Genomic DNA, 14,317 nt, shown 5'->3' on the forward strand with positions numbered 1-14,317 from the left:
TTTTGGTTCTGTTTATTATTAACTTACCTTTTTATCAGGAAGAGTAAACCAGAATGTACTTCCCTCTCCCAGCTTACTCTCAACTCCAATTTTTCCCGAATGCTTTTTAATAATTTCAGAACAGATATATAATCCAAGACCAAGCCCTGAATAAGATTTGCTCATATGCTCCACACGGTAATAACGGTCGAAAAGATGAGGAAGTAAAGATTCCGAAATGCCGTTTCCGAAATCGCGGACAGAAACTTTGATCTCATTTTCCAGTGACTCTATGGAAATATGAATTTCTTCGGAATCTTTGGCATATTTAACCGCGTTATTCACGAGATTTACCACAACCTGTTCTATCCTGTGTTCATCGGCATACACCATCAGATTTTCATCTCCTTTTAAAATAAGCTGATATTTATTTTCGAATCGTACATGGCTGCAGCTTTTACTCAGCATCTCGTGCAGATTAAAAACTCCGTATTCGAGCATTAACTGATCCTGCCCTAATCTGCTCATATTCAGCAAATCATCAATCAGCATATGCATTTTCTCGATCTCCTTATCCGACTGTTCTATAAGGCGGGTATGAATTTCAGAATAAGGACGGTCTTTTATCCTGTTCAGCAATTGTATGGAAGCTTTTACAGCGGTTAGCGGAGTTTTAAGTTCGTGACTGGCAACACTTAAAAAGTCGTCTTTGCGCTGTTCCGCAAGTTTTTTTTCTGTGATGTCGGAAGTCATTCCCACCATTCTGTCCGCAACACCGTTTTTATTATATCTGGGTCTTCCGTGCGCCTGAATCCAGTGGATGGAGCCGTCTTTCCATTTTACAGGATATTCTGCTTTATAGATGCCGTTGGTTCTAATGGCTTCCTGTACCAGACTTTTCACTTTTTCCCTGTATTCGGGAAGCATCGCTTCAAAGAGATCCGGATAATTGAATTCTTCTTCGGGCATATATCCGAAATTATATTTAAACTGATCGTTGCTCTGCATCATTCCGGTTTCAAGATCTACTTCCGTGGAGCCCAATTTGCTTGCATCCAGAGCAATTTCAAGCCTGTTTTTTATTTCAGTAAGCGAATGTCTGGATTGTACCAGCTCGGTAACATCATTTGCCACCACGAGAACAGATGTGCTTTTATTATTTTCATCAAATATCGGCTGATACGCAAAATTGAGGTAAAGCTCTTCAAGCAGTCCGTTTTTTTCTATCAGAACCCTGTTTTCTTTGCCAAAATAAGGTTCTCCCTTCTCATGCACTTCCGTGAGAATATCAATAAATGATTGTCCGATCAGTTCCGGAAGTGCATCCTGCAAAGGCATCCCGACAATTGATCGGTCTTTGTTCCAGATATTCAGAACCATATCGTTCACAATATCTATTTCAAAATTCTCTCCTTTTAAAGAAGCCATTGCTACAGGAGCTTTTTCCACCAAAGTTTTGAATCTTTTTTCGTTTTCAGCTAAAGTATGATTGGCGGTTAACAGTTCTTTTCTGGTCTGTAAAAGCTTATTGTTAACGCTAAAAAGCTCTTCATGCTTAGAACTCAGATCTTCGTTGGTGGCAAGATATTCTTCATTAAGTGCGGAAAGATCATTAATTAGTTTCTGCTCAGACTTAGATTTTTCATCCACCATTTTTAAAGCTTCCTGTCTTTCTGTAACTTCAGATGCGGTGTGAAGTATATATTCGGTTTTCCCTGAAGAATCGAGAATTGCCTTATATTCAAAATCGAAGTAAAATTTCTGAAGCACTCCGTCGATATTAAGTATAGCGGGATAATCTTTCGCTATAAAACTTTGTCCGGATCTCCATACATTCTGCAGAATATCAAAAAAAGGCTGCCCTTTTAATTCGGGAACAGCATCCAGAATATTTTTTCCTACAACACTGCTGCCTTTTCCCCAAAAATTAATCATGGCTTCATTTGCGCTTATGATTTTGATATCATCACCCTGATAAACAGCCGTTGCGTTGGGAGAATAAAATAGTACAGACAATAATTTTTCAGGGGAAATATTCTGAGGAGAATTCATAATTCAATTTAAATAATCAAATATAATTATTAAAAACTACTAAAAAAACCGGAATATAAAGTTTTATGAATTTTAATAATTGTTTTTTGATACGATCTTCAAACGAAATGTAAGCCAAAACAAACGATTTTATGTTGATCCGGTTTTATTTTACAGTAAAGGGAATTACAGTTTGAAAACTGATATATACCGGGTTTGTCTACACTTTTTTAAAATAAAAATATTCTTATTGGAAAACGCAAGGACGCAAGTTTTTTATTAATCCCAAATCTTTTAGGACGCAGGAAAATCAAAGACTTTCAATATAATTTTATCGCAGATAGAATCTTTGCGCCTTAAGACAAGACCGTATTTAATGAATATTTTGCGCCTTTGCGAAGGTTATAACGATTAAGCTTAAACAGGTTTGCCATAAAAAAAAGCGGCTGCAAAAAAAAATTTGCAGCCTGCTTCCTAACCAAATAATATGAAGATCTCTTTACATTTATTCTACTTTTTTAGCCCCATCGGGTTTTATTAAAAAGACGCAGCTTCCAGCCACTACAAACAGAATTCCTGCTAAAATAATAGCCGAAGAAGGATTATTTCCCAGAAAATTATTAAAGATAAAACCGAAGGATAAGGTCTGAATGAGCATCGGAATAACAATCATCATATTGATCACTCCCATATAAATTCCTCTTTTGCTGTGAGGAATGGATGGAGAAACCATAGAATACGGCAATCCCATCATTGAAGCCCATCCGATTCCCAATGCAACCATCGGAAGCAGAATGAAGTATTCATTTTTAATAAAAGGTAAGGTCATAATGCCTAAACCTGTAAGGAACAAACAAAATATATATGTGTTTTTAGAACCAAATTTTTTAGCGAAGGGAACCAAGAGCAAAGCGGAAAGCATCGTAACGATGTTATAGGAACCGTTCATTAATCCGGTCTGTCCTACCGCAACCTCAACCTGATGCAGTATTTCTTTTGCCCAGCTTAGGTCTTCTGCAACAATTGAAGCGCCGTTTTTTGCACTTTCCAGAAAATTATTGGCTTTAGATTCATCCGCTTCGGAAATTCCGTACAGCGACGATTTCAGCATCGGCGTGATGAACTGCCAATAGACAAAAAGTGCGTACCACTGGAAAAGATAAACCAGTGCGAGTTGCCAGAGAACTTTCGGCATTTCTTTTATTGCGACAATAATTTCTATAAAAGGTGTGAAAAATGTACTTTTTTCTTTTGCGATTCTTAATTCTTCAATTTCTTCTTCCGTTGGCGGGATTTCGGGTGTTTTATACACAGACCACGCTACAGATGCGATTGAACAGAACGAACCCAGAAAGAAGGAATAATAAACCCATACAGGAATTCCTCCGCTTGCAGAATTTCCGCCTAAATATTTCTGAAAAACAAATAACGAAAGATTGGCAAGGGTAATCCCCGCTCCCACAAAAAGACTCTGCATCTGAAAACCAAATGTCTGCTGATCTTCCGGAAGTTTGTCTCCGATGAAAGCGCGGTAAGGTTCCATTGCGGTATTGTTTGCGGCATCCAAAATCCATAAAAGTCCCGCTGCCATCCAGATGGTAGAACTGAAAGGAAATAAAAACAAGGCTATACTGCAGAATAATGCTCCTAACAAAAAGAACGGTTTTCTGCGCCCCCATTTTGGACTCCATGTTTTATCGCTGATGGCTCCGATTAACGGCTGGATCAGCAATCCGGTAATGGGACCCGCCAGATTGAGAATGGGAAGCTGTTCTGCGTGAGCTCCCAAAAACGAATAGATGGGATTAACCGCAGTCTGCTGAAGCCCGAAACTGTACTGAATCCCGAAAAATCCGACATTCATATTCCAGATCTGCCAGAAACTCAGGCGCGGAATGATTCTTTTTGCGTTCATAAATCTGTGTTTACAAGTTCATAGTTTTTTCCGAGAATAAGATCTGCATTATTTTTGAAACTGCGGATAATATGATGTTCAATTTCCAAAACTTTTTCTACAAAGTCACTTTGCTCGTCACGATTGCGTTTCATCCGGTTTTCGTGAGTGTCTCTGTAATTGCGGTCTATGAAAATTTTAAAATCAAATTCTTCAATTTCGAGAATGTAGGTTCCTTCCACAATGATGACTTCGTACCCTGAAGTGCCGATTTTTTCACTGCTGATCAGATTCTCGCTGTAGTAAACCAAAGGCTTTTCAATCTCCGCAGATTCTGTTTTAAAATCTTTTATATTCTGAGATAATTTTTCAAGATCTACTTCCTGAATTCCTACATTGTCCAGAGATTTTAACCGATTCTCGTGGTTAGTTTTCGGAGGAAGTTTAAAATAATCGTCCATCTGCAAAACCAGACTTTTCACATTCTCCTGCTCCAGAATTTTCTTTAAGGCAAAAGCAGTTACCGATTTTCCGCTTCCGCTTTCTCCTGCAATCCCGATCGCAATTTTCTGCTTTCCATCCAGGAGAAAGTTTTTTTTCAATAATGCTGTTATTTCTTTGGCTGTAGCCAGATGTTTTTCTTTTAATTCTATAACGTCGCCGACCATTTTTTACTTTTTTAAGATGAAAAATTTGAAAAACTGTACTTTAATAAGTCATTAAAAGATATCCCGATGCCGAAAAGCAAAGCTGCTCTGTTCCCAATGGCAACAGCAGATCTGTGGAATAGTATTCTCTGAAATGCTCTCCTTTTTCATTCATCAGTTCTTCGTACTGCTTCAGGATTTTTTCAGGAATATCTTTTACGCCTTTCTGTTTAAGTCCGAGACAAAGCCAGCCTAAAAATATCGGCCATGAACCTCCGTTATGGAAATGATAGGGTTCGTTTTTGAAGCTGTAGCTATAGTTGTTTTCCAGCAGACGCCAGTCGTCATCTCCGGGAAAAATCACGGGATAAAAAGCAGGAAGCATCCAATGTCTGAATTCCTCATTTACTCCATTTAAAAATTCTGAAAAAGCGTTTGTATCCAGATCAAAATTCAGTAAAAGAGCGAGTGCATTTCCTGCAAGATCAAAACGTCCGTCATATCCGTTTGCATTCAGCGAAGCGTAGAAATAGGGTTTTGCGGTAACTTTAGCATAAGCCGTTTCGTGATATTTAGCTGAATCTGAAGCATTTTCATTTTTATAAAAATTTTCCTGAATCAGATTTTTTGTATTTTCTGCTACAGTTTTTAATGTTTCATCATTATAAACTTCAGCAGCATTTTTTAAAGCCCAATATCTCAGAACGTTATCGTACAAAGTATATCCGGAAGTTACATATTCATCTGCCCAGTTTCCGCCCAACGGACTGTACACCAAACCTCTCTGGTTGTATTCCCAGCTTTTAAGACAGGAAAGGGCTTTGTAAATTTTTTCTTTCAGACTGTTTTTAATTTCCTGATTTTGCGTTTTTGTAAGATATTCGCAGGTTGTAACGATCCACCAAGTTGTGGCGTCGGTTCTTCCTACGTGTGTTCCGTAGCTTGCTTTATCATTCACCACATTGGAAGGGATCTGTCCGTTTTCCGCTTGATGTTTAGCGAGTGTAAGAACAGATTTTTCCAGTCCGGCAAGAATTTCTTCATCATTTACTAAAATTCCGGCATATCCCGTCATCATAGAATCTCTCGCCCATACTCTTGCGTAGTTGTCTCTTTGTTGTGCAGATGCCAGAATTCCTTCTTCTGTAATGGCTTTCCTTATAATTTCAATGGCTTCCTGTCTAAACATATTGTATTTTTTTGAAAAAAATGCGGAATGAACTTTCATTCATTCCACATTTAGAGGTAAAAGTATTAAAAGTCAAATTTTACACTTGCGCTGTAGCTGCTTCCCGGAAGCGTTCTTGCTCTTACGATTCCGTTTCCTCCCGTGATAGATCCTTCTTCAGCTTCTGTAACTGCAATCGTGTTGAAAATGTTGTTTGCATTTACGCTAACCGAAAGATTTTTCATCAGCTGGTAAGAAATATAAGGGTTTACAATCGCATAACCAGGCATAATTAATTTGTTTGAATCCTGAGTGTAAGCTTTTGTTGCTCCGATTAAATAGAAACCAACATTCAGTTTATCTACGCTGAAGTTAGGGTTTACGGAGTACATGAATTTAGGTGTTCTTCTAGGCGTGTTTCCAACGATGGTAGGATCCAGTGCGTTTTTAATTTCCGCGTGAGTATAGGTAAGTCCTGCTTTTATGTCAAAACCTTTTGTAATTCTGTAATATCCGTCCAATTCTACCCCAAGGGACTCGTATTTGTTTTCTGTTTTTCTCTGTGTAGTCGCTTCGTAATTCGCTTCCTTAGTTCCTGCATAGAAAAGTGTTGTATTAAGGAAATATCCTGCTCCTCTCAGTTTGTAACCGGCTTCCACCTGATTTACTTTGTTTACTTTTACAGCATCCAATGCAGGATCATCATTATTGGTATAATTGTATCCGGAGAATAAAATTCTGTCCGCAGAAGCACTTCCACCCTGGCTCACTCTTGCAAATACGGCGTTTTTACTGTTTAAAGCATAGTTAGCACCTACTGAATATCCGAAAATTCCGTATCTGTAGTTTACAGGAACATTGATATTGTCGTTAGAACCTACCAACTGTTCAGGAATATCAATTACCCCGTTTCCGTTCATATCGCGGCTTGTATAGGTAACGGTTCCTCCTGAAAAAGTTCCTGTTACTTTTCCGATATCATATCTTGCACCGGCATCGATGGTTAATTTATCGGTTGCGTTGATTTCGATCTGTGCGTGAGGCGCAGTAATGTCATATTTCGTATTGTAATTTCTTTTTAAGTTCCCCCAGTCTTTCATTCCATAGTTAAGTAAACCCTGATCTGTAATGAAAGTTCCTGAAAGGTTTTTAACATCTACCAATCTTGCATTGCTGTCGCTTACTTCCTGAATGTAGTTGTTCCACATCCAGTCCATATTAATGTTTTGGGTAGCTTTGTACAATCCTGCGTTGAATTTTACATTACTCCATTTTTTGCTGATGTTAAAATCATTCACAAAATTATTGAAGTTGTTAAGCTTTACATTGAAAAGTGCTATTTTCATGTAATAAGCATTCATATCCACCGGAGTATTGGTTCCTGAATACACTGCACTTCCGAAATTGGTAAAGTTAGCCGCCGTAAAGAAATCGCTTCCTTTGCTTACACTTGCAGGGAAAGGTGCGATAAACTGTCCGTTGTTTGCGGAATAACGGATTTTTTCTTCAAATTTCCATCCTTCTCCAAGGTCATAATTGAATTCTGCACCAATGGTTTTTGAAATGGAATGCATTCCGTCTGAAACATCGCTGTTGAAAATATTACCGTCGTTTCCTAATGTTCTGTCGTGTTGAAGATTGATCGTCTGTAAAGCACCATTCAGGATGTTATAATTGGATAAAGAAGACCATTTCGGATCTGCATCTGTTCCTGAAACCGCAACCGGCATCGGCATATACGCGGCAGTTCTGTCATCCAGAAGTTTAGCATAAATTCTGAAGCTTCCTTTCTCGAACTTTTTCAGCAAAGATACTCTGAACTGTCCTCCGTTATTGGAATTGAATCCTGTTTTTCTTGGTCCGTCCCCGATTCTGTAGAATCCTCCCAAAGCTAAAAACGTATTATCTGCGATTTGCGTTCCGTAGTCGAAATCTGTTCTGTAGTTTTTATAGTTTAATCCTAACTGCTGTGTGATGCTTCCGCCTTCTTTTTCTCCGGTCTTCGTGATGAAGTTGATGATCCCCGCTGGAGAATTGCTTGCAAAAACAGAGGCAGAACCTCCTCTTAACGCTTCCACTCTGGAAACAAAAGAATCGAATCTTGTAAACTGATCCTGTGTTCCGAATGCGATATCTCCGAACTGCATTACCGGTAAACCGTCTTCCTGAATCAATAGATATCTGGAACCTCCTGCTGAAACAGGAACCCCTCTTACCGTAATATTGGAGTTTCCTTCCCCACCCGAAGATTCTGAACGGATTCCCGGAATAGTACGGAAAATTTCGGCAGTTGTTCTTGGAGCAGCATTTTCTATATCTTTCATTTTTAAGGTAGAAATAGAAGTACTTGTTTTAATAGAAGCTTTAGGATTGGAGTTACCTGTGATAACTACCTCATCGATTGCTTTACCTCTTGTAATTGTATCATTTTCTGTGCTCTGAGAAAACATAAAGGCTGCTGTATTCATCGCGCCGAAAATGAGCAATCTGGTAAAAATTTTTGATTCCATAATTTTTAAGAGTTTTTAATTATGGTCTAAAAGTATTTTTTTTAACATATTCAAAATGTAGTTTTTGGTTTGTGTTAAATTTATATTAATTTCAAACGTTTGCGCAAACGTTTGCGGTGGATAACTTCTTAAAATTTTAACTTTTTATTAACTTTTTAAAACAAAATATTAACATTTTTTAACTTAAATTTAACCTCGAAACATCACTAAATTAACCCAAAAATTGCCTCAATTAACTTAAAAATGAAAAGAGTCACTATAAAAGACCTCGCAGAAATGCTCAATATCAGTGTATCTACAGTATCCAGAGCGCTTAAAGATCACCCCGATATCAGCAATGCCGTAAAGCAAAGAGTAAAGGAGGCTGCAGAAACTTTTAACTATATTCCAAATGATTTTGCGATCAACTTCAGGAAAAAATCTTCAAAAGTTATCGGGCTCATCATTCCGGAAATGTCGATGTTTTTTATTCCTTCTATTATAAGAGGAATTTCTTCGGTGCTGCATAAGGAAGGGTATCATTTTTTTGTATTGTCCTCTGAAGAATCTGTGGGAATGGAGGAAGAAAACATCATTACCTGCATCAACTCGCGTGTGGACGGAATTCTTATTTCTCTTACAAGGCAGACGAAAGATCTTTCTCACCTGAACAGAATAAAGGAGATAGAAGTTCCTGTAGTGATGTTTGATAAAACGATTTCTCAGAGTTCTTTTGAACAGATTATTTTTGATAATAAACTGAATGTGGAAAAGGCCGCTGAAAAGCTTGCCAATAATAAGTGCAAAAAAATTCTTGCCATTTTTGGGGATGAAAATCTGGACATCACCCAAACTAGAAGGGATTTTTTCCTTCAAAAGCTGAAAGAATATCCGCAAATGGAATGCAAGGTTATTTTTTGTGAGTCTGCAGAAAGCGTAAAGGAAAAGCTGAACATTATTCTGGACTATGAACAGTTTGACGGTTACTTTGCTATGAGTGACGAAACGCTTGCCGGACTTCACAGTTCTCTTATCAAAAAGAAGGTACAGACTTCGGATGTAAAAGTAATTGCGATAACCGAAGGCACGCTTCCGAAATATCTTGATGAATCTTACGAATGCATCATCAACGACGGGTTCAGTATGGGAACGATGGCGGCTTCCAAGCTGTTGCAGCTTATTAAAAATAACAGGTAATCGCGGATAACAGGATTTTCATAGATTATTTTTGCTAAATTTGCCTGAAAATAAACGTACACGAAATGAAAAAAACAGCTCTACTCCTTCCGGACTTTTCTCTTTTTAAGCCAATAATTTCAATCCCTGAATTTTAAACAGTTTTCGCTAACAAATTATTTAAAGCATTGCTTTTATAATCGGGTAAAGTGATTGATTTTTAAAATATTATGAAATACAAAATTCTATTTTAAGAATTATCAATTAATTAACAAATTTAAAATTTAATTTTATAAACAATTAAATTTCAAATATTTAATATAATTCACGCTAAAAAGAATAAATTTTATCTATTAATTCCTTTTAACAGATATTAAAAAAAATTGTTACATTTGTTTTGAGGGAGTAAAAAATACTTTTTCGCGTTTTTATTTGTTAATTTAGAATACCAGATTATATAGCATTAAAAATCAACCCATGAGAAAAATAATTCTACTATTTGTATGTATGTTCGGTATTTCAGTTTCCTCACAGATCAAGGTGTTGAAAAACGAAACTCTGATAGAAATTGGTAAAGATAATGCCGTAGGTTTATATAAAAAAGATGATAAATTTACTTTCAATTATCAGGATCTGAACACCGCCAACCTTAATACTTTCAGATCATTTTCTTTTCAGAATCTTAATAAAGACGTTTCCGGACTTTATGAAATTATTGAAAACGGATTTATCGACATTCCTGTAGGAAATATCATTCTGGAACTTCCAAACGATATTATCGAACTGCATTTTGAGAAAAACTATGGTACTCCTACTGTTCAGTTTATCCAGTATATCAACAAAAACAGAAAATTCGTAGGAAAATCCCAGCTTCTGACCAAAAAACAGATTGATAAAATCTTTGGCAGAACCAACGGAAAATCTGCGCTTTATGAAAAACCCGGAACCAAGAATAATGCTCAGACAATGAGTGCTTCCAATCCGCAACAAGCTGCAGTTCAACCAGCCGCAGAACCATCTGCTTCCGGTACAGGTAAGAAGTCGAAAAAATAATTAAATTTTTTAAAATATTGCATCAACTCATTCATACGGATGAGTTTTTTTATTTTATTTTTGCAAAAAGATCATTACGAAATTATGTCTCTTCAAATAAACAATTTAACCAAAAAATTTGGTGAGCAGACTGCTCTGAACAACATTAACGTTTCCATTGATAAAAATGAAATTATCGGTCTTTTGGGTCCGAACGGAGCCGGAAAATCTACTTTAATGAAATCTATTGTCGGCGCACTGAAAATTGATGAAGGCGAAATAATTTTTAACGGAAAAAACATCACGGAAAACGAGATCGAAAGCAAGAAGAAGATCGGTTTCCTTCCTGAAAACAATCCACTGTATCTGGAAATGTATGTAAAAGAATATCTACAGTTTGTTGCCAATATTCATAAAATACCGGCTTCAAGGGTAGATGAAGTGATTGAGCTCGTAGGAATTACGCCTGAAAAATCTAAAAAGATCGGTCAGCTTTCCAAAGGATACAAACAGAGAGTAGGCCTTGCACAGGCAATTATTCATCAGCCTGATCTTTTGATTCTGGATGAACCTACGAACGGACTGGATCCGAACCAGATCATCGAAATCCGAAATGTGGTGAAAGAAATCGGTCAACAAAAAACGGTTTTACTTTCCACGCACATCATGCAGGAAGTGGAAGCACTTTGCTCGCGCGTGATCCTTATCCATAAAGGAAATATTCTGCAGGACTGCCCGATTGACGAATTTAAAGGCAAGTTTGAAAGTCTGGAAGAAGCATTTGCAAACTATACCGCATAAAAGGAAAAAGCTCCAAAATCTGGAGCTTTCCTCTTTTGCACCGAAATCCGGCAAAAGATATATAGAATGGTTAAAAGTTTTTAAAGTGAAGCAGAAAAAATTTCTGTACTTTGAATATATATGATGTTGTGTTTTTTTTGATCTGATTCTGACAGAAATTATTAAGCATGGTTATCACCTTTTTCCTCAGTCGCAGGAACCGTTTCTAAATTTTTCTTCTGAACCTGCTCCAAAAGCTGTAATCCCAAAAGTCCGCTGATTCCTCCGTTTGCTGAATCTCCGTTTCCGCCGATCAACACTTCAGGCATAATTCTTACGTTTTGGCTGGCAATATTTTCCATGATCTTTAGCTGGGTGAAATTATTTCCGCCCATTGCTTCCACAGACAATTTGTAAGATTCCGCATTGGATTTACCAATAGCAAGGATTTTTTCCGCTTCTGCATTACCTGTTAATGAAATCTGTTCTGCACTTGCTTTTGCCAGTAATTCGATTTTTTCGGCTTCGGCTTTTGCGAGAAGTCTTGTTTTTTCTGCTTCACCGGTTGCTAAAAGTTTTAATCTGTCTCCTTCCGCAGTTGCCTGTAATCTTACGGAATTGGCGTCTCCGGTTGCTTTTTTCACGGATGCATCGGCAATTCTTTCTGCAATCACAACGCCCTGATCTGCTTTTACAATTTCTTTCTGCATATCAGCAACAGCGGTTTCTTTTTCCAGAGCCTGTCTGGTTTCCTGAGCAAGCATTTCAGTTTCGTAAGTAATTTTCTGTTCTTCTGCTAACTTTCTGTCTGTTAAAGTTTTCATCAGACTTTCAGGAGGAACAATAGCTCCAATCAAAGTATCAACGGCATTTACATTATATTGTTCCAAAACACTGCTGATATGATCTTTGGCTGACTGCTGTCTTTCTTTACGGGTTCCTAAAAAGGCAATTACATCGCTATCCTGCGCAGAGTTTCTGAAGTAATTTCCAATGGTAGGTTCCAAAACCTGACTTACCAGATTGATCATATTTCCGAAACGGGCAATCACTTTTGGCGCTTCATATGTCGGAATATGTATAATCTGCGAAACATCCAAGTTGAAAGGGAATCCGTCTTTGCTTCGAACGGTAATCGTAGAAAGATTTTTATCCAGTTGGTGAGATTCGCTTCTTTCGTAAGCCCAGTTTAAAACTAAATTGGTTGTCGGAACAAGTTCCACTTTCATAATGTAAGGGTTAATCGGATATTTTCCGGGACCGATAGGTTCTGCCCAAACTCCTTTGTGCCCTTTTTCTACAATATTTCCGTGTTTAAAGTCTACCCCACTCAAATCCTGCCCTTCTTCTCCTACATAGCTGATAATGACTCCAACATGACCGATCGGAATTTCCGTCATTTTTACCATCTCAACTTTTGTAAACCAAGGGTTTAAGAAATATGAACCCGCCAAAATCACCTGTTCCTGAAGACCTTTGTAACCACCGCTGTTTAAAAAAGTATCAACATCCTGAAATTTATTATGGTCGTTGATGATTTTTCCGGCAATCTGTCCTTCTTCCAACGGACTTCCTTCCATGGTTGTGATAATTCCCACTGCATTATCGGGAATCTGAGTCATGTCAGTAAGTTCGATTTCAAACAATAAGGTATTGATTCTGTAAGATCCGGGAGCAATAATTGCGGTTTGACGGCCTTTTCTTCCTCCATTCTTTAAAAAGGCTTCTGCATCCTGAAAAGAATCGCAGTCTACCTTTCTTCCTAAAATTCTTCCGGTTTCCAGTTCTACCCCGTCTTTGGCAAGAAGTAAGCCTATTTTTCCTGTGGGAATTACGGTGAAAGGCTGAAAATCAATAGAATATTGCCATATCCATTTTCCGAAATAAACTCCGGGAGCTAAAGTCTGTGCCTGAAAACCGGCTTCTCCGTTGGTAGCGATGATTCTTCCTTCGGGAAGTTCCTGCTTACCGACAAGCACGAATTTTTTGGTGACCAAGCCAATTCTGTCTTGTGGAACAATCACTAATCCAAAGAAAATTCTTAAGATAAATTTGTAAAAAATGATGCACAATAGTGCAATAACGACCGGAATCATCCAGCCATGAAAACCTAATTCCATAGTTTGTTTGTTTTTTTTGTTTGATTAAATTTGAAAACAGAAATTGTGCTCTATTTTTTCATAAAAGAAAAACAGAGTACGAATTATATGATAATTCTTTCGTAAAAATTAAGAAAGTGCAGGAGGAGAAGTATTGAAAATCGTGAAGATGATTTCTGATACTTTTAAAAGAAAAAACTTAAAGTTAATTAGTTTCATTTTGATAAGAAAGGAACGAGATCCTTTTGATGATACAAATGTACGCAAGAAAAATATTTACTTGTTTCAAAAAAATTAAATATTTTTCTGAATATTTATTAATTAACTGATAATCAATATAATTATTTTTATAGCGATATTATTTTTTAATCAAAATCAGGTGGTTTTTAATGTGAAATTAAACGAAAAACGAACCCTATCGTTATAAATTGGCTTTAAATTTGATTAATTTTTTGTGTAATATACATCGAAAATGATCAGAAAAATTTTATTAGGAGTATTTTGTATCGCACAGTTTTCATTGGTACAGGCAGCAGCTTTTAATGAAAATCCGGTTTCAAAAATCCATTATCAACAGGAAAAGGTTCCGAAATCATTTATTTTTAAAACGAAAAAGTTTAAAATAAAAATTGATAAGCAACCGAACGGAAATTATCTGTATCAATCGTGGGCAGCCAACGGAAAGGTGACTTCGAAACCGAGTATGATTATTACGGACGGAGAATTAATTCCGGATGGAACGGGCGGAAATTATTACTATGTGTTTAATAATAACGGATATACTTACCAGATCTGGAGAAATTATTTAACGAGTTCGGCGAAAAAAGCTCCGTATACTTTAATGGTAACCGACAGAAACGGCAAAAAAATTGTTAATCAGGATGGTTACGTTGTCAAAAATTAATTTCAATAATATATTTAGTTCCTGACTTCACCGTCAGGAATTTTTTTGTTTTTTTAAAACAATGGAAAATTGTTTAAATTTTTATGAACTATAAAGGGTTTTACTTTTCTGGTGAAAG

The 14,317-nt window shown here is 37.0% G+C and carries 10 protein-coding genes; 4 read left to right on the forward strand and 6 right to left on the reverse strand.

The window, feature by feature from the left end; genetic code table 11:
• Window positions 1–18: 18 nt before the first annotated feature.
• The 5 genes from PFY09_RS05175 to PFY09_RS05195 form a co-directional block, all read right to left on the reverse strand.
• Window positions 19–2,031 carry a PAS domain-containing sensor histidine kinase gene (locus tag PFY09_RS05175; RefSeq protein WP_271161669.1) on the reverse strand — a complete coding sequence of 671 codons (2,013 nt, stop codon included), beginning with the start codon at window positions 2,029–2,031 and terminating at the stop codon, window positions 19–21.
• 484 nt (window positions 2,032–2,515) lie between these two features.
• Window positions 2,516–3,925 carry an MFS transporter gene (locus PFY09_RS05180; protein ID WP_271161670.1) on the reverse strand — a complete coding sequence of 470 codons (1,410 nt, stop codon included), beginning with the start codon at window positions 3,923–3,925 and terminating at the stop codon, window positions 2,516–2,518.
• Window positions 3,922–4,572 (reverse strand): uridine kinase family protein, encoded by a 651-nt coding sequence (locus tag PFY09_RS05185; RefSeq protein WP_271161671.1) that lies wholly within the window; start codon window positions 4,570–4,572, stop codon window positions 3,922–3,924. The genes PFY09_RS05180 and PFY09_RS05185 overlap by 4 nt, the downstream gene beginning before the upstream one ends.
• Window positions 4,573–4,612: 40 nt before the next feature.
• Window positions 4,613–5,740 (reverse strand): glycoside hydrolase 100 family protein, encoded by a 1,128-nt coding sequence (locus PFY09_RS05190; protein WP_271161672.1) that lies wholly within the window; start codon window positions 5,738–5,740, stop codon window positions 4,613–4,615.
• 65 nt (window positions 5,741–5,805) lie between these two features.
• Window positions 5,806–8,229: a TonB-dependent siderophore receptor gene (locus PFY09_RS05195; protein WP_271161673.1), complete on the reverse strand. Its 2,424-nt coding sequence runs from the start codon at window positions 8,227–8,229 to the stop codon at window positions 5,806–5,808.
• Window positions 8,230–8,472: 243 nt separating this feature from the next.
• Between PFY09_RS05195 and PFY09_RS05200 the strand changes: the two genes are divergently transcribed.
• From PFY09_RS05200 to PFY09_RS05210, 3 genes are all read left to right on the forward strand, one after another.
• On the forward strand, window positions 8,473–9,405 hold the full coding sequence (locus PFY09_RS05200) for a LacI family DNA-binding transcriptional regulator (RefSeq protein ID WP_271161674.1): 933 nt from the start codon (window positions 8,473–8,475) through the stop codon (window positions 9,403–9,405).
• A 456-nt stretch (window positions 9,406–9,861) separates the two neighbouring features.
• Window positions 9,862–10,437, forward strand: a complete 576-nt coding sequence (locus PFY09_RS05205; protein ID WP_271161675.1) for a hypothetical protein — start codon at window positions 9,862–9,864, stop codon at window positions 10,435–10,437.
• An 84-nt stretch (window positions 10,438–10,521) separates the two neighbouring features.
• Window positions 10,522–11,217, forward strand: coding sequence for an ABC transporter ATP-binding protein (locus PFY09_RS05210; protein WP_214590216.1), 696 nt, complete (start codon window positions 10,522–10,524; stop codon window positions 11,215–11,217).
• Window positions 11,218–11,378: 161 nt separating this feature from the next.
• Here the strand turns inward: PFY09_RS05210 and PFY09_RS05215 are convergent, their stop codons facing one another.
• Complete coding sequence (locus tag PFY09_RS05215) at window positions 11,379–13,316, reverse strand: SPFH domain-containing protein (protein ID WP_271161676.1); 1,938 nt, start codon at window positions 13,314–13,316, stop codon at window positions 11,379–11,381.
• Between the two features lie 451 nt (window positions 13,317–13,767).
• Here PFY09_RS05215 and PFY09_RS05220 point away from each other — a divergent pair, with 451 nt between their 5' ends.
• Window positions 13,768–14,199, forward strand: coding sequence for a hypothetical protein (locus tag PFY09_RS05220; protein WP_271161677.1), 432 nt, complete (start codon window positions 13,768–13,770; stop codon window positions 14,197–14,199).
• Window positions 14,200–14,317 lie beyond the last annotated feature (118 nt).

It is taken from the genome of Chryseobacterium gambrini (genome assembly GCF_027920505.1).
Classification (GTDB): Bacteria; Bacteroidota; Bacteroidia; order Flavobacteriales; family Weeksellaceae; genus Chryseobacterium; species Chryseobacterium gambrini.